This window comes from Citrobacter sp. CK206, assembly GCF_030333125.1.
GTDB lineage: Bacteria > Pseudomonadota > Gammaproteobacteria > Enterobacterales > Enterobacteriaceae > Citrobacter_B > Citrobacter_B koseri.
The window spans coordinates 29,461-46,858 of sequence record NZ_JAOWGM010000023.1; the positions used below are offsets into that span (position 1 = coordinate 29,461).

Sequence of the window (17,398 nt, forward strand, 5' to 3'; positions counted from 1 at the left end):
TAACGGGTTTGTGAGTCACATTTTTGGCAGACAAGGAGAGACGCGTGAGGCGATTGCCGGGGATATTACTGCTCACTGGAGCCGCGCTCGTCGTCGTCGTTGCGCTGCTGATCAGTGGATTGCGCCTTGCGCTCCCCCATCTGGATAGCTGGCGCCCGGCGATCCTCAGCAAAATTGAATCTGCCACGGGTATTCCTGTTGCCGCCAGCCAGTTGCATGCGAACTGGCAAACCTTTGGCCCCACGCTTGAAGCCCGGGACATCCATGCCAGTTTGAAAGATGGCGGCGAGCTTTCAGTAAAGCGCGTCACGCTGGCGCTGGATGTCTGGCAAAGCCTGTTGCACATGCGCTGGCAGTTTCGCGATCTCACCTTCTGGCAACTGCACATCCGCACCAATACGCCGATCCAACGCAGCGACAGCGACGAAGGCATTGAAACCAACCGTATTAGCGATCTTTTCCTGCGTCAGTTTGATCACTTCGATCTCCGGGACAGCCAAATTAGCTTTCTGACCTTATCAGGCCAGCGAGCCGAACTGGCGATCCCGCAGCTTACCTGGTTGAACGGCAAAGACAGGCACCGCGCGGAAGGTCAGGTCAGCCTCTCCAGCCTGACCGGGCAGCATGGCGTGATGCAGGTTCGTATGGATCTGCGTGACGACGACGGGCTGCTGAACAACGGTCGGGTCTGGCTACAGGCCGACGATATTGACGTGAAGCCGTGGCTGGGCAAATGGATGCAGGATAACGTGGCGCTGCAAACCGCGCGCTTTAGTCTGGAAGGCTGGATGACGCTCACGAAAGGCGAAGTCTCCAGCGGCGATATCTGGCTTAAGCAGGGCGGCGCGAGCTGGCAGGGCGATAATCATTCGCACACGCTTTCCGTTGATAACCTGACCGCGCACATTACGCGCGAACAGCCGGGCTGGCAGTTTTATATTCCTGACACGCGTATCACGCTGGATAGCAAACCCTGGCCGCGCGGCGCGTTAACGCTGGCCTGGGTGCCGGAACAAGAAGTTGGCGGTCAGAACAACATACGCAGCGATGAATTGCGTATTCGCGCCAGCAACCTTGAACTGGCCGATATGGACGGGCTGCGTCCGGTGGCGGCGAAACTCTCGCCTGCGCTGGGCGACATCTGGCAGGCCACACAGCCACGCGGAAAAATAGACACTCTCGCGCTGGATATCCCGCTACAGGCGACGGAGAAAACGCGTTTCCAGGCGTCGTGGGATAACCTCGCCTGGAAGCAGTGGAAGCTCTTACCGGGCGCGGAACACTTCTCCGGCACCTTGTCCGGCAGCGTGGAAAACGGCGCGCTGACCGCCTCGATGCAGCAGGCCGAAATGCCGTATGAAACCGTCTTTCGCGCACCGCTGGAAATTGAAAGCGGCGTGGCGACGCTCACCTGGCTGAAGAATGACAAAGGGTTTCAGCTGGACGGGCGCAACATCGACGTGAAAGCGAAAGCCGTACATGCGCGCGGCGGTTTTCGTTATCTGCAACCCGCCGGAGAGGAGCCCTGGCTGGGGATTCTGGCGGGGATCAGCACCGATGACGGTTCACAGGCCTGGCGTTATTTCCCGGAAAACCTGATGGGCAAAGAGCTGGTTGATTACCTTAGCGGCGCGATTCAGGGCGGCGAAGCGGATAACGCTACGCTGGTGTATGGCGGCAATCCACATCTTTTCCCCTACAAACATAATGAAGGTCAGTTTGAAGTGCTGGTGCCGCTGCGTAACGCGAAGTTTGCTTTCCAGCCTGACTGGCCCGCGCTGACCGACCTCAACATTGAGCTGGACTTCCTGAACGATGGCCTGTGGATGAAGGCGGATAGCGTCAATCTGGGCGGTGTTAAGGCCAGCAATCTGACCGCGATCATCCCGGACTATGCCAAAGAAAAGCTGCTGATTGATGCCGATATCAATGGGCCGGGTAAAGCGGTCGGCCCGTATTTTGACGACACGCCGCTGAAAGATTCTCTCGGTGCCACGCTGGAGCAGCTCCAGATTGACGGCGATGTGAATGCTCGCTTACATCTTGATATTCCGCTGGATGGCGAGCTGGTCACCGCCAAAGGGGATGTCTTGCTGCGTAATAATAGTTTGTTCATTAAGCCGCTCGACAGCACGCTGAAGAACCTGAGCGGTAAGTTCAGCTTCAACAACGGCAATCTTAAGAGCGAACCGTTAACGGCAAACTGGTTTAATCAGCCGTTGAACGTGGATTTCTCCACCAATGAAGGGGAAAAGGCCTATCAGGTCGACGTCAACCTTAACGGCAACTGGCAGCCGGGCCGTATGGGCGTGCTACCTGCGCAGGTGAACGATGCTATAAGCGGCGGTATGGCGTGGAACGGTAAAGTGGGCATTGCGCTTCCTTATCACTCTGGTGCGACATACAACGTAGAACTGAAAGGCGACCTGAAGAATGTGAGCAGTCACTTACCGTCACCGCTCGACAAGCAGGCCGGGGAATCCTTGCCGGTGAGCATTAAGGCTGACGGTAACTTGCGTGGCTTCGCGCTGACCGGCAGCGCCGGGAAAAATAATCACTTTAACAGCCGCTGGCTGCTGAATCAGAAACTGACGCTGGATCGGGCGATCTGGACAACGGATAGCCGCACCACGCCGACATTGCCTGACCGACAAGGCGTTGAGCTTAATCTTCCGGCAATGGATGGCGCAGAGTGGCTGGCGCTGTTCCAGAAAGGCGCGGCGGATAACGTTGGCGCAAAGACCAGTTTGCCGCAGCGCGTGACGCTACGAACGCCTTCGCTGTCGCTGGGCGGGCAACAGTGGAATAACCTGAGCATTGTCTCTGAGCCGTCGCTGAATGGTCAGAAGATCGAAGCGCAGGGGCGCGAGGTTAACGCCACGCTGGCGATACGCAATAATGCCCCGTGGCAGGCGAACATCAAATACCTGTATTACAACCCGAGCGCGGCGAAGCGTACAGACGGCGCGCAGGCGACCTCGCCGTTCTCCTCCCTTGAGCGAGTCAGTTTCCGCGGCTGGCCTGATGTGCAGTTACGCTGCGTCGAATGCTGGCTGTGGGGGCAAAAATATGGGCGTATTGACGGCGACGTCGCGATTCAGGGAAATACGCTGACCCTGAGTAACGGGCTGCTGGATACGGGCTTCTCCCGGCTGACGGCTGAGGGTGTCTGGGTGAACACGCCGGGTAGCGAGCGCACGTCGCTGAAGGGGAAACTGCGCGGCCATAAAATTGATGCCGCAGCGGGATTCTTTGGCGTTTCGACCCCCATCCGCAACGCCTCGTTTAACGTGGACTATGACTTACACTGGCGTAACCTGCCCTGGCAGCCGGATGAGGCTTCCCTTAATGGCATTTTACGTACCCGCCTGGGGAAAGGTGAAATTACCGAGCTGAGCACCGGTCATGCGGGGCAGCTTCTGCGTTTGCTGAGCTTTGACGCACTGCTGCGTAAGCTGCGTTTTGATTTTAGCGATACGTTCAGCGACGGTTTCTACTTTGACTCTATTCGCAGTACGGCGTGGATCAAAGACGGTGTGATGCACACTGACGATACGCTGGTGGATGGGCTGGAGGCCGACATCGCCATGAAAGGTTCTGTCAATCTGGTGCGTCGGGAACTCGATATTGAAGCCGTCGTCGCACCGGAAATCTCCGCCACGGTAGGGGTTGCCGCCGCGTTTGCGGTGAACCCGATTGTCGGGGCGGCGGTATTTGCCGCGAGTAAAGTGTTGGGGCCGTTGTGGAGCAAAGTCTCCATTCTGCGCTATCGCATCACGGGCCCGGTAGACAAACCGCAGATTAACGAAGTCCTGCGCCAGCCGCGTAAAGAAAGCCAGCAATGATTTGACGGGGGCGAGTAATTGCCCCAATCTCAGTAAATAGAAATGAATGACGAACTGCAAAAGCCGGATGGCGCTGCGCTTATCCGGCCTACATAACTTCTACCGCAGTCCGGCATTGAAGCGCCTGATGGCGACGCAGGCGCGTCTTATCAGGCCTACAACAGTAACTAACGAGTAGCAAAACGATGAGTCTGAACCTGGTAAGTGAACAATTGCTAGCGGCGAACGGCCTGAACCATCAGGATTTGTTTGCCATTCTGGGCCAACTGGCCGAACGCCGTCTCGATTACGGCGATCTCTATTTTCAGTCGAGCTATCACGAATCCTGGGTTTTAGAAGATCGCATCATCAAAGATGGTTCTTACAATATCGATCAGGGCGTTGGCGTGCGCGCTATCAACGGTGAAAAAACAGGGTTTGCCTATGCCGATCAGATCAGCCTGCAAGCGCTGGAGCAGAGCGCGCAGGCCGCGCGTACCATCGTACGCGACAGCGGCGACGGCAAAGTAAAAACACTGGGCGCGGTAGAGCACCCGATGCTTTATACCGCTATTGACCCGCTACAGAGCATGAGCCGCGAAGAGAAACTCGACATTCTGCGTCGCGTGGACAAGGCGGCGCGTGAAGCCGACAAGCGCGTACAGGAAGTGACGGCCAGCCTGACCGGCGTGTATGAGCTGATTCTGGTGGCAGCGACCGACGGTACGCTGGCGGCGGATGTGCGCCCGCTGGTGCGTCTGTCTGTCAGCGTGCAGGTAGAGGAAGACGGTAAACGCGAGCGTGGCTCCAGCGGCGGCGGCGGTCGTTTTGGTTATGACTTTTTCTTAAGCGATTTGGACGGTGAAGTACGCGCCGATGCCTGGGCGAAAGAGGCGGTGCGCATGGCGCTGGTGAATCTGTCGGCGGTTGCCGCTCCGGCGGGAACATTACCCGTTGTGCTGGGCGCGGGCTGGCCTGGCGTGCTGCTGCACGAAGCGGTAGGCCACGGACTGGAAGGGGATTTCAACCGTCGCGGTACGTCGGTGTTCAGCGGCCATATCGGTGAACTGGTCGCATCTGAGCTGTGTACCGTGGTTGATGACGGCACGATCGCCGATCGCCGTGGTTCGGTCGCTATTGATGATGAAGGTACGCCGGGCCAGTACAACGTGTTGATTGAAAACGGCATCCTGAAAGGGTACATGCAGGATAAACTCAACGCGCGTCTGATGGGCGTTGCGCCGACCGGTAACGGACGTCGTGAATCATATGCGCATCTGCCGATGCCGCGTATGACTAACACCTATATGCTGGCCGGGAAATCCACGCCGCAGGAGATTATCGAGTCTGTGGAATACGGTATCTATGCGCCTAACTTTGGCGGCGGGCAGGTGGATATCACCTCCGGGAAGTTTGTGTTCTCGACTTCAGAAGCGTACCTGATCGAAAACGGTAAGGTGACGAAACCCGTGAAAGGGGCGACGCTGATTGGTTCTGGTATCGAAGCGATGCAGCAGATCTCTATGGTCGGGAACGATCTGAAACTGGATAACGGCGTTGGCGTCTGCGGTAAAGAAGGGCAGAGTCTGCCGGTAGGCGTGGGCCAGCCGACGTTAAAAGTGGATAACCTGACCGTGGGCGGCACCGCGTAAAGTCGTTTTGTCGGCCCGATACGCCATTGCGTTATCGGGCATTTTGCCGGGCGCGGCGTGAACGCCTTATCCGGCCTGCCTGTTCTGTAGTCGGGCCGTTGATCACTTCTCTTTCCCTCGACCGTACATTCCCTGAAATAACTGCGCGACATCGACAAAATAGTCTGTCAGATAGTTAATCACCACCTGCACCTTCAGCGGCAACTTATCTTTTTCGGTATACAGCGCGTAAACCGGGCGTGGATCGGACTGGTAGCGGGGCAGCAGGATCTCCAGCTCTCCGCTGTTGATCTCATTGATCACCCACATCAACGGAACGTAGGCGATCCCGGCGCCTGCGGTCAGCCAGCGGCTGAGCGTCATCGGATCGTTGGTGACGAAGCGCCCTTGTGGGATCAGCCGGGTGGAGATCCCTTCCGGCGCAATCAACTCAAACTCGTTATCCGGGCGCACGCTGTATTCCAGCCATGAGTGATTGCTGAGGTCGGCGGGTTTTTCCGGCACGCCAAATTGCGCGAGATAGCTTTTGGCGGCGCACACCACCATCGGCATTGCCCCCAGACGGCGTGAAAACAGGCTGGAGTCCTGCAACGCACCGACGCGGATCACCACGTCCAGACCATCGGCGATCAGGTCCGGCGCCGGGATGCCGGTCACCAGGTTAACCGTCAGGCCAGGGTACTCTTTCAGCATTTTGGCCGTTAACCCGGCGAGGACATTTTGTGCCATGGTTGAAGAACAACCAATTCGCAAGGTGCCGATAGGCGTGTTGTTGAAGGCATAAAGCTGCTCATGGACATCCTGCACTTCGTGCAGCATCCGACGGCAACCCTGATAATAAATTTTACCGGCTTCGGTCAGCCCAATGCTGCGCGTACTGCGGTTTAGCAGCTTAACCTGTAGCTCATCTTCCAGTTTTGCCACGGTCTGGCTGATAGAGGAAACGCTCATTTGTAGCTGTCTGGCAGCAGCGGTAAAGGAGCCAAATTCAACGACTTTGGCGAACACCGACATGCGTTTTAATCTTTCCATTATTCACTCTGGCTTAAAAGTGATTTAGATCACATATTATAGATAACAGCATAACAGTTACGTTAATATATTATTATTCAAATAACCGCTATGCCGCTCTCGCCTGGCTTTCCACGCCCTTCCCTGCGGTGGCATTGGCTGAAAACTGTATCGCCTGCACTCTCTTTATAAATCAAGGTCAACATGAGTCTGTTTCCCGTTATCGTGGTGTTTGGTCTCTCCTTCCCACCGATATTTTTCGAATTGCTTTTGTCACTGGCGATTTTCTGGCTGGTGCGCCGGATGCTGGTTCCAACCGGCATTTATGACTTCGTCTGGCATCCGGCTCTGTTTAATACCGCGCTGTATTGCTGCCTGTTCTATTTAATATCGCGCTTGTTCGTTTGAGGTAGAAGTGAAAACACTAACAAGAAAACTCTCTCGTACGGCCATCACGCTCGTACTGGTCATTCTGGCCTTCATCGCAATTTTCCGTGCCTGGGTCTATTACACCGAGTCGCCGTGGACGCGTGACGCGCGCTTCAGCGCCGACGTGGTTGCCATTGCGCCAGACGTCGCGGGCCTTATCACCAACGTGAGTGTGCATGATAACCAGCTGGTGAAGAAAGACCAGATACTGTTCACCATCGATCAGCCGCGCTATAAAAAAGCCCTCGAAGAAGCGGAAGCTGATGTTGCCTACTACCAGGTGCTGGCACAGGAAAAACGTCAGGAGGCTGGCCGCCGTAACCGCCTTGGCGTCCAGGCGATGTCGCGTGAAGAGATCGATCAGGCCAATAACGTTCTGCAAACCGTATTACATCAGCTTGCCAAAGCGCAGGTGACGCGCGATCTGGCAAAATTAGACCTCGAACGTACCGTGATTCGCGCCCCTGCTGACGGTTGGGTCACCAACCTGAACGTCTACACCGGCGAGTTTATTACCCGTGGCTCAACGGCGGTTGCGTTGGTGAAACAGCACTCTTTCTACGTGCTGGCCTATATGGAAGAGACCAAACTGGAAGGCGTCCGTCCAGGCTATCGCGCAGAGATAACGCCGCTTGGCAGTAACAAAGTGTTGAAAGGCACCGTTGACAGCGTGGCGGCTGGGGTCACTAACGCCAGCAGCACGCGTGACGCCAAAGGGATGGCGACCATCGACTCTAATCTGGAGTGGGTACGTCTGGCGCAGCGTGTTCCGGTACGTATCCGTCTGGACGATCAGCAGGACAACCTGTGGCCTGCCGGGACAACCGCAACCGTTGTGATTACCGGCAAGCAGGATCGAGATGAAACGCAGGACTCCTTCTTCCGTAAAATGGCGCACCGTCTGCGCGAGTTTGGTTAATCACCATGGGTATTTTCTCCATTGCCAACCAGCATATCCGCTTTGCGGTAAAACTGGCATGCGCCATCGTCCTGGCGCTGTTCGTTGGCTTTCACTTTCAGCTTGAGACGCCGCGCTGGGCGGTGCTGACCGCCGCGATTGTCGCCGCAGGCCCGGCATTCGCCGCCGGTGGGGAACCCTATTCCGGCGCGATTCGCTATCGCGGGATGCTGCGTATCATCGGGACATTTATTGGCTGTATCGCCGCGCTGACCATTATCATCACCATGATTCGCGCGCCGTTATTAATGATTCTGGTGTGCTGTATCTGGGCGGGATTTTGTACCTGGATCTCCTCGCTGGTGCGGGTTGAAAACTCCTATGCATGGGGGCTGTCCGGGTATACGGCGCTGATCATCGTCATTACTATTCAGGCGGAGCCACTACTGACGCCGCAGTTCGCGGTTGAACGTTGCAGCGAGATCGTGATTGGTATCGTCTGCGCCATTATGGCGGATCTGCTCTTTTCGCCGCGTTCAGTGAAACAGGAAGTGGATCGTGAAGTCGACGGTCTGCTGGTGGCGCAATACCAGCTGATGCAGCTGTGTATTAAGCACGGCGACAGTGAGGAAGTGGACAAAGCCTGGGGCGATCTGGTGCGGCGGACGGCGGCGCTGGAAGGCATGCGCAGCAATCTCAATATGGAGTCATCGCGCTGGGGGCGCGCCAACCGCCGCCTGAAAGCGCTGAATACGCTCTCGTTGACGCTGATCACCCAGTCCTGTGAAACATACCTGATTCAGAACACTCACCCGGAGTTGATCACCGATACCTTCCGCGAGCTGTTCGAAACGCCCGTCGAAACCGCGCAGGACGTACATAAACAACTTAAGCGGATGCGTCGCATCATCGCCTGGACCGGCGAACGTGAAACGCCCGTAACCCTTTACACCTGGGCCGGTGCGGCGACGCGCTATCTGCTGCTGAAGCGCGGCGTGATTGGCAACGCCAAAATCAGCGTGACGGAAGAGGAAGTGTTGCAGGGCGAGCCCGTCGTGAAGGTGGAATCTGCCGAGCGACATCACGCGATGGTTAACTTCTGGCGTACCACGCTGTCCTGTGTGCTGGGTACTTTATTCTGGCTGTGGACGGGCTGGACGTCGGGAAGTGGCGCGATGGTGATGATTGCGGTCGTCACGTCGCTGGCGATGCGCTTGCCCAACCCGCGCATGGTCGCTATCGACTTTATTTACGGGACGCTGGCGGCGCTGCCGTTGGGCCTGCTCTATTTTTTAGTGATCATCCCGAATACACAGCAAAGCATGTTGCTGCTGTGTCTGAGCCTGGCGGTGCTGGGATTCTTTCTCGGGATCGAAGTCCAGAAACGGCGGCTGGGTTCAATGGGGGCGCTGGCCAGTACCATTAACATCATCGTGCTGGACAACCCGATGACCTTCCACTTCAGCCAGTTCCTTGACAGCGCGCTCGGGCAGATTGTGGGGTGCATGATGGCGTTTATCGTCATTCTGTTGGTTCGTGATAATTCACGCGACAGAACCGGACGTGTACTGCTTAACCAGTTCGTTTCCGCAGCGGTGTCTGCAATGACCACCAACGTTGTGCGCCGTAAAGAGAACCACCTTCCGGCGCTGTATCAGCAGTTGTTCTTGTTAATGAACAAATTCCCGGGCGACCTGCCGAAGTTTCGTCTGGCGCTGACGATGATCATTGCACACCAACGTCTGCGTGATGCGCCCATCCCGGTCAATCATGATTTATCTGCTTTTCACCGCCAGCTCCGGCGTACGGCCGATCATGTGATTTCAGCCGGAAATGACGATAAGCGTCGGCGCTACTTTGGACAACTGCTGGATGAGCTTGATGTCTATCAGGAAAAATTGCGAGTCTGGGAAGCGCCGCCACGGGTGACGGAGCCGGTAAAACGGCTATCCGGCATGTTGCACAAATATCAGCACGCCTTGACGGATAACTAACACTCAGGAGCCGACGCCAAAAGCGTCGGTTTTTTTGTGGCTATACTTATCTGACGTGCGAAAAACATGACATCAGGAGGAGAAAGAACCATGCAAACGCTCCAGGACAACGAACTTTTTCAGACGGGATATCTGGTTGATGGACTTTGGAAAACGCTGGATAACACCTTCGATGTTCTTAATCCGGCAACCGGTGAAACGATAGCCGCCGTTGCCAAAGCCGGTAAAAAAGAGACCGAAGAGGCGATTGCGGCGGCGGCAAAAGCCTTCCCTACCTGGCGGGTCAAAACGGCAAAAGAGCGCTCGGCCATTCTGTATCGCTGGTATGAACTGATCATTGAGCATAAATCCTGGCTGGGCCGTCTGATGACCACTGAGCAGGGGAAGCCGTTGAAAGAGGCAGAAGGCGAAGTGGAGTACGCCGCCAGTTTCATCCAGTGGTTTGCTGAACAGGCGAAGCGGGCAAATGGCGAAATAATTCCGCCGATTAAACCCGGATCGCGGATCTTTGCCACCCGTGAACCGATTGGCGTCGTGGCGGCGATTACGCCGTGGAACTTCCCGATGGCAATGTTGACCCGTAAATTAGGCCCGGCGCTGGCGGCAGGCTGTACAGGGGTCATTAAACCGGCGAATAACACGCCGCTTAGCGCATTCGCCTTGCTGACGCTGGCGAAGAAAGCTGGCGTACCTGACGGCGTGCTGAACGCCGTCGCGGGCAATACCCCAGAGATCAGCGACGCCATTATGGCCAGCCACGAGGTACGCAAAATCTCCTTTACCGGATCGACCGCCGTTGGGAAAACGCTGGTGCGTAACGCGGCTGACACGATGAAGAAAGTCTCGATGGAACTGGGGGGCAATGCGCCGTATATCGTGTTTGACGATGCGGATATTGACGCTGCGGTACAGGGGGCGATCGCCAATAAATTCCGCAACGCGGGGCAGGTGTGCGTCAGCGTTAACCGTTTCTATATCCATGAGTCGGTCTATGACGAATTTACCCGCAAGCTGGCGGATGCCGTACAAAAACTGAAGGTCGGAAATGGTCTGGAGGAGGGCGTGATCGTCGGCCCGCTGATTGAACCGGCGGCTGTCGATAAAGTGCGTGAGCACGTTGAGGACGCTATCGCAAAAGGGGCGAAGGTGCTGGCAGGCGCTAAAGCGCATTCGTTAGGCGGGAATTTCTGGCAGCCCACCGTACTGGGCGACTGTAGCGATGGGATGAAACTGGCCAGTGAAGAGACCTTCGGGCCGGTCGCGGCCTGCTTTCGTTTTACCAGTGAAGACGAGGTCATTCAGCGCGCCAACAATACGCCGTTTGGCCTGGCGGCTTACTTCTACACGCAAAATTTACAACGCGTATTCCGTGTTTCCCAGGCGATTGAAAGCGGCATGATTGGGATTAATGAATGCGCCGTATCAACCGAGCTGGGGCCATTTGGCGGGGTGAAAGAGTCGGGTCTGGGACGTGAAGGATCGGTGCTGGGGCTTGAAGAGTTTCTGGAAGTGAAGACCCTGCACATCGGCGGCCTGTAATGTGACTGCGTCGGGGATGGTGGCTGGCTATGAACATCTATACCTTTGATTTTGATGAAATAGAAGACCAGAACGATTTTTACCGCGAGTTTACGCGGATGTTTGGCCTTGCCAGAGAGAAAGTCGGCGATCTTGATTCTCTATGGGATACTCTCATGAGCGAGGTGCTGCCATTGCCGCTGGAGATTGAGTTTGTTCATCTGCCGGAAAAACTGCGCAGGCGCTACGGCGCGCTGATTTTGCTGTTTGATGAAGCAGAAGAGGAACTGGAAGGGCAGCTGCGGTTTAATGTTCGCCATTCGTGACGACAAACATAAAAAAGCCCCCGGCAGTCGGGGGCAAGTCGTCGGACTAGACGACGAGGGTTTATTTGTAAAGTTCTGCCGTAGCGTGCCAGTTGTCGCCGCTACGTGCTTCAGTAATCTGATAGGCGGATGCGCCGTTTGCTTCTGCTTTTTTGTTCAGCATTTCATGCATATCCATCGGGGAAGAACCGATAGCGCTTACGGAAACAGAGCCGATAGCCTGACGGCCTTGCGCTTGTTCTGCGTTGATGGATTCGGCTGCGAATGCGCCAAAAGAGAGAACGGACAGAACGCTTAATGCTGCAACAGTAGTTTTGATTTTCATGATTTTTACCTCGTCGAATTCTTTTATTAGGGTCTGTGTTTCGTGACCCTCATCACAAAATCAAGTATACACTAATCACGCGATTAATTAATACCACGCTAATGGTTTCATGGGTTATTGTGTGTTAATGATTTGTTTTTTTATAACCGTATGGAATTAAAAACGTGTTAAAAAGCATGTTGTTAAGATTAAATTCAATAAAATCATAAGGATATGAAATTTTGCAATTTGTGCGTTTTTTCCAATGCACATTCACCATGTAAATGATTTTTGACGGTTAAACGCACTATTTGTTAAATGACAGGCAGTGAAAAATGACGGCAGAAGAGGTGGCGGCAGGTTTTTTCCCCGTCGCGCTTAACGACGGGGAGAAGGGATTACAGCTCTTGTTCGAACAGTTCCAGAATGGCTTCGTACAGATCTTTCACCGTAAAGCCATTCGCGGGGGTGGTGAAAATGGTGTCGTCACCGGCAATGGTTCCGAGAATGCCTTCCGCTTTCCCCAGCGAGTCCAGCAGACGCGCGATCAGCTGTGCGGCGCCAGGACTGGTATGGATCACCACAACAGCATCGTTGTAGTCGATATCTAACACCAGATTCTTTAAAGGGCTGGAGGTGGTTGGCACGCCTAGCTCAGCCGGGAGACAGTAGACCATCTCCATTTTTGCGTTGCGGGTACGCACCGCGCCGAACTTGGTCAGCATGCGCGAGACCTTGGACTGGTTGATGTTATCAAAGCCCTGATCCTGTAACGCGAGGACGATTTCGCCCTGTGAACTGAATTTTTCTTCTTTGAGTAGCGCTTTGAACGCCTTGACTAATTCTTCTTGTTTAGCCGAGCTTCGCATAAGTCACCCGTAATATGAGGATGGAAACAACATTATTATGCATACAGATGAATTTTTATGCAAACAGTCTGCCTCACCGGAGGCTGAAATAATGTTATGAAAGAGCGGAATTCTATCAAATTCCGTTATCAAGAAACATGCCTGCGTCACGGCGCGCAAATAAGCTTAAAAGTAAATTAAATGTTATCAAATTGATGTTGTTTTGGAGGGGCAGTAGAGTATATTGTCAGCACCTGTTGGAAAGTTGTTCTGTGGTTCAGGCGCTTTTGAATTACGTAAATTAGCTTTTCTATTACGTAAGTTAAATGCATAAAAGCCAAATTTGCGTGACTACGCATTCTTGACGCGTGGTGGTTGTATTCATTGGATTTGTGAATTATGGTCGCCGCCGCGGAGCAACAAACACTTAGCTTATCAATATAATAAGGAGTTTAGGATGAAAGTCGCAGTCCTCGGCGCTGCCGGCGGTATCGGCCAGGCGCTTGCACTACTGTTAAAAACCCAACTGCCTTCAGGTTCAGAACTCTCCCTGTACGACATCGCTCCAGTGACCCCAGGTGTGGCCGTTGACTTGAGCCATATCCCTACAGCAGTAAAAATCAAAGGTTTCTCCGGCGAAGACGCGACCCCGGCGCTTGAAGGCGCAGACGTCGTACTGATCTCGGCTGGCGTGGCGCGTAAACCGGGTATGGATCGTTCCGACCTGTTTAACGTCAACGCAGGTATCGTGAAGAACCTGGTACAACAGATCGCAACGACCTGTCCGAAAGCCTGTGTGGGCATCATCACCAACCCGGTGAACACTACCGTCGCTATCGCTGCTGAAGTGCTGAAAAAAGCAGGCGTTTACGACAAGAACAAACTGTTTGGCGTGACCACGCTGGACATCATCCGCTCCAACACCTTTGTCGCGGAACTGAAAGGCAAACTGCCGACCGACGTTGAAGTTCCGGTTATCGGCGGTCACTCTGGCGTGACCATTCTGCCGCTGCTGTCGCAGATCCCGGGCGTCAGCTTCACCGAGCAGGAAGTGGCTGACCTGACCAAACGTATCCAGAATGCGGGTACGGAAGTGGTTGAAGCGAAGGCTGGCGGCGGATCGGCAACTCTGTCTATGGGTCAGGCTGCTGCGCGCTTTGGTCTTTCTCTGGTGCGCGCGCTGCAAGGCGAGAAGGACGTGGTGGAATGTGCCTACGTTGAAGGCGACGGCCAGTATGCGCGCTTCTTCTCTCAGCCGCTGCTGCTGGGTAAAAACGGCGTGGAAGAGCGCAAGTCTATCGGCAAATTGAGCGCGTTTGAACAGAATGCGCTGGAAGGTATGCTGGATACGCTGAAAAAAGATATCGCCCTGGGCGAAGAGTTCGTTAACAAGTAAGCGCTTTTGTGCAGGCCGGATGGCGGTGTAAACACCTTATCCGGCCTACAAGTTAACCGAGACACAGTAAAAAACCGGAGATGACTCCGGTTTTTTTATTATGTTAATTTGTCGCCGGGTATTCCTGAATGGTGACCTGGAGCGTCAGCTTTTTATCGTCACGCATCACAATCACCGGGATCACCGAACCTGGACGTATTTCAGCAACCTGATCCATAGTCTCCAGAGCGGAAACGGCAGGTTTGTTGTTGACTGAAATGATCACATCATTGACCTGAATACCCGCCTGCGCAGCCGGGCCATCCGGCGACACTTCATTGACCACAATCCCCTGGATTTGATCCATCCCGGCGCCCTGCGCATGCAGCGGCGCGATTTCCCGCCCACCGATGCCGATATAACCGCGAATCACGCGACCATCGCGGATCAGCTTATCCATAATCTTGGTCGCTAACTGGAACGGGATTGCAAAACCGATCCCTTCCGGCGTCTCGCCGTCGTTACTCTTATCAAATGACAGGGTGTTAATGCCCATCAGTTCGCCCAGCGAGTTAACCAGCGCTCCGCCGGAGTTACCGTGGTTGATGGAGGCGTCCGTTTGCAGGAAGTTTTGTCGTCCGGTCGGGTTCAGACCGATACGCCCGGTGGCGCTGATGATCCCCTGAGTAATGGTCTGCCCCAGGTTATACGGGTTGCCAATGGCCAGAACCACATCACCAATATGCGGTGAGCGTTTCGTGTTGATCGGGATCGTCGGCAGACCGCCCGTGGCATTAATCTTTAACACCGCCAGATCCGTCAGCGTATCCGAACCAACCAGCAGCGCTTCAAACACGCGTCCATCCTGTAGGGCGACGATGATCTGATCCGCATCGTTGATCACATGCTTATTGGTGATGATGTAACCGCGCTGATCCATGATCACGCCCGATCCCAGCGTGCGGATCTCAAGCTGATTATGCGTGGTGCTGTTCATACTGCGGTTATAAACGTTGACGACGGCAGGCGCGGCGCGGCGAACCGCCGAATTATAGCTGGCTGGCGTCTCATCCGCGCTGTCGAATTGCGGTGTGGTCAGGGTATTTATTTTGCGCAGCGAGGGCATGGCCGCCAACAGAATGGCACCCACAATAAGACCAATTGCGACCGAACGTAAGATCTTCACAAACATGATGGAGGCGTCATTAAAAAAGGGAACGGCAGCAGCATACCACGAGTTAACCGGACATCGCACGCGGGGCTGATGTCCGGTTAACGATGACTTAACGCAGGAGCAGGTAAATGTTCTCGTTACCGCGTACGACCTGTAGCGCAATAATCGACGGTTTCGCTTCCAGCACTTTGCGCATTTCCGCAATCGAGTGCACGCGATCGCGGTTAACGCTAATGATCACGTCATCTTTGTGCAAACCGGCCTGGGCGGCGGGACTGCTTTTTTCAACGTTATCAATTTTGATGCCTTTATTGCCGTCTTTTAACTGACCATCGCTCAGCGTTGCGCCCTGCAATGCCGGGGCGATCATCTCCGCGCTGGCGGAGGATGACGTGCTGGTGTCGAGGGTGACTTCGACTTCCAGCGGTTTGCCGTCGCGTAACAGACCGAGCTTCACTTTCGTGCCGGGTTCCGTCGTTGCGATGCGTGAGCGCAGTTCGGCAAAGCTGCTCAGCGGCTTGCCGTTGAGACTGGTGATCACGTCGCCGGATTTCACACCCGCTTTCGCGGAACCTGAACCCGGGAGCACTTCGCTGATGAACGCCCCGCGCTGTACATCCAGCTTGAAGGCTTTGGCGATATCGGCGGTCAATTCCATGCCTTTAATTCCCAGCAGGCCGCGTTTAATTTCACCAAACTGAATCAGCTGTTGCGCCAGCGTGCGCGCCATATTACTCGGAATCGCAAACCCAATGCCGATGCTACCGCCGCCAGGTGCCAGAATAGCGGTGTTGATGCCGATCAGCTCGCCGTTGAGATTCAGCAGCGCGCCGCCGGAGTTGCCGCGGTTAATCGAGGCGTCGGTTTGAATAAAGTTTTCCAGTCCTTCCAGATTCAGCCCGCTCCGGCCAAGCGCGGAGACAATGCCGGAGGTGGCGGTTTGCCCCAGACCAAACGGGTTGCCTACCGCGACGGCAAAGTCGCCGACGCGCAGTTTGTCGGAGTCGGCGATGGCGATTTGCGTCAGGTTGCTGGCGTTCTGGATTTGCAGCAGCGCGATGTCGCTCTGGTCGTCGCTGCCGATCAGTTTAGCGTCAAACTCGCGTCCGTCATTTAACTGAACGCTGATCTTCTGTGCCTGATTAATGACATGGTTATTGGTCAGAACGTAGCCTTTGGCGGCGTCAATGATGACGCCCGATCCCAGCCCTTCGAACGGCTGAGAGGGTTGATCAGGCAACTCGTCGCCAAAAAACTTTTTAAACTCTTCTGGAACCTTCTGACTTTGGGTCGCGGTTCCCTCAACCTTCACGCTAATCACGGCCGGCAGCACTTTTTCCAGCATTGGCGCGAGACTGGGGAGCGCCGCCTGACCGGGAATCTGCGCGGGTATCGATGCGACGGCCTGAAACGGTGCCGAGAGCGTTAACCCGACACTTAACGCTAATGCACTTAACAACGGGATTTGTTTTTTCATGGAGCCTGCTCTCGTACCTTGAGTGAACGGAAAGACGATTCAAAACAGTTTGATGTTATTGAATTTTCGGCCTGGTAACAATGAGGTTAATGACTAAATAATAGCTGGGACAGGAGAGAAGAGACGGGCGCAATCGCTGCGCCCGAAAAATTTCTTAACGATGTGCGATTAGTCGCGTTTTGCGCCACTACGCAGCAGGCCGGAAGCGCCTTCGGAATAGTCACGCGGCATCTGGACCGGCGCCTGATCGTTACTGGCTTCAGACTCCGCCAGACGGTTACGGAACGGGTTCGATTCCGCAGACAGTTCCGGCAGCAGGCTGCTGGAGCTTTTCGCCATGTGCTGATACAGCTGACGATAATCATGCGCCATGGTATCCAGCAGCTCGGCGCTGCGGGCAAAGTGGCTGACCAGCTCTTCACGATACTCTTCCAGCTCAGCTTTATTCTTTTCCAGTTCGTACTGCAATGCCTGCTGTTGGCGTAATTTACGATTACCAAAACGCATGGCTACGGCACCAATGATGATACCGACGACTAACCCAATTAGCGCATATTCCCAGGTCATG

The 17,398-nt window shown here is 54.9% G+C and carries 14 protein-coding genes; 8 read left to right on the top strand and 6 right to left on the bottom strand.

What is annotated here, in order from left to right; genetic code table 11:
* Positions 1–44 precede the first annotated feature (44 nt).
* On the top strand, positions 45–3,845 hold the full coding sequence (gene yhdP / locus OGX81_RS06805; RefSeq protein ID WP_104868124.1) for an AsmA2 domain-containing protein YhdP: 3,801 nt from the start codon (positions 45–47) through the stop codon (positions 3,843–3,845).
* A 185-nt stretch (positions 3,846–4,030) separates the two neighbouring features.
* On the top strand, positions 4,031–5,476 hold the full coding sequence (gene tldD, locus OGX81_RS06810; RefSeq protein WP_104868125.1) for a metalloprotease TldD: 1,446 nt from the start codon (positions 4,031–4,033) through the stop codon (positions 5,474–5,476).
* Between the two features lie 102 nt (positions 5,477–5,578).
* On the opposite strand, the gene aaeR is transcribed toward tldD, so the two are convergent.
* Complete coding sequence (gene aaeR / locus OGX81_RS06815; protein ID WP_049010571.1) at positions 5,579–6,508, bottom strand: HTH-type transcriptional activator AaeR; 930 nt, start codon at positions 6,506–6,508, stop codon at positions 5,579–5,581.
* A 183-nt stretch (positions 6,509–6,691) separates the two neighbouring features.
* Here aaeR and aaeX point away from each other — a divergent pair, with 183 nt between their 5' ends.
* The 5 genes from aaeX (at position 6,692) to OGX81_RS06840 (ending at position 11,652) form a co-directional block, all read left to right on the top strand.
* Positions 6,692–6,895, top strand: coding sequence for a p-hydroxybenzoic acid efflux pump operon protein AaeX (gene aaeX, locus OGX81_RS06820; protein WP_000051840.1), 204 nt, complete (start codon positions 6,692–6,694; stop codon positions 6,893–6,895).
* 7 nt (positions 6,896–6,902) lie between these two features.
* Positions 6,903–7,835: a p-hydroxybenzoic acid efflux pump subunit AaeA gene (gene aaeA / locus OGX81_RS06825; RefSeq protein ID WP_286487535.1), complete on the top strand. Its 933-nt coding sequence runs from the start codon at positions 6,903–6,905 to the stop codon at positions 7,833–7,835.
* 5 nt (positions 7,836–7,840) lie between these two features.
* A complete protein-coding gene (gene aaeB, locus OGX81_RS06830) occupies positions 7,841–9,808 on the top strand; it encodes a p-hydroxybenzoic acid efflux pump subunit AaeB (protein WP_012135374.1) in 1,968 nt (655 codons plus the stop codon).
* A 90-nt stretch (positions 9,809–9,898) separates the two neighbouring features.
* Positions 9,899–11,347 (top strand): NAD-dependent succinate-semialdehyde dehydrogenase, encoded by a 1,449-nt coding sequence (locus OGX81_RS06835; RefSeq protein ID WP_104868126.1) that lies wholly within the window; start codon positions 9,899–9,901, stop codon positions 11,345–11,347.
* A 29-nt stretch (positions 11,348–11,376) separates the two neighbouring features.
* The gene (locus OGX81_RS06840) at positions 11,377–11,652 is read left to right on the top strand and encodes a barstar family protein (RefSeq protein ID WP_047460936.1); all 276 of its coding nucleotides are present in this window, start codon (positions 11,377–11,379) and stop codon (positions 11,650–11,652) included.
* A gap of 61 nt (positions 11,653–11,713) precedes the next feature.
* Here the strand turns inward: OGX81_RS06840 and yhcN are convergent, their stop codons facing one another.
* Together yhcN and argR are read right to left on the bottom strand one after the other, a co-directional pair.
* Complete coding sequence (gene yhcN / locus OGX81_RS06845) at positions 11,714–11,977, bottom strand: peroxide/acid stress response protein YhcN (RefSeq protein WP_012135371.1); 264 nt, start codon at positions 11,975–11,977, stop codon at positions 11,714–11,716.
* Between the two features lie 377 nt (positions 11,978–12,354).
* Entirely contained in the window at positions 12,355–12,825 is a 471-nt protein-coding gene (argR, locus tag OGX81_RS06850; protein WP_012135369.1) for a transcriptional regulator ArgR, read from the bottom strand.
* Between the two features lie 436 nt (positions 12,826–13,261).
* Between argR and mdh the strand changes: the two genes are divergently transcribed.
* Positions 13,262–14,200: a malate dehydrogenase gene (mdh, locus tag OGX81_RS06855; protein WP_012135368.1), complete on the top strand. Its 939-nt coding sequence runs from the start codon at positions 13,262–13,264 to the stop codon at positions 14,198–14,200.
* Between the two features lie 103 nt (positions 14,201–14,303).
* Here mdh and degS read toward each other — a convergent pair whose 3' ends face one another.
* The 3 genes from degS to zapG all read right to left on the bottom strand — a co-directional run bounded on the left by degS (position 14,304) and on the right by zapG (position 17,397).
* Complete coding sequence (gene degS, locus OGX81_RS06860) at positions 14,304–15,371, bottom strand: outer membrane-stress sensor serine endopeptidase DegS (RefSeq protein WP_012135367.1); 1,068 nt, start codon at positions 15,369–15,371, stop codon at positions 14,304–14,306.
* A gap of 91 nt (positions 15,372–15,462) precedes the next feature.
* Positions 15,463–16,830 carry a serine endoprotease DegQ gene (gene degQ / locus OGX81_RS06865; RefSeq protein ID WP_049010581.1) on the bottom strand — a complete coding sequence of 456 codons (1,368 nt, stop codon included), beginning with the start codon at positions 16,828–16,830 and terminating at the stop codon, positions 15,463–15,465.
* Between the two features lie 168 nt (positions 16,831–16,998).
* On the bottom strand, positions 16,999–17,397 hold the full coding sequence (gene zapG, locus OGX81_RS06870; protein WP_042292056.1) for a Z-ring associated protein ZapG: 399 nt from the start codon (positions 17,395–17,397) through the stop codon (positions 16,999–17,001).
* Between the last annotated feature and the right edge of the window lies 1 nt (position 17,398).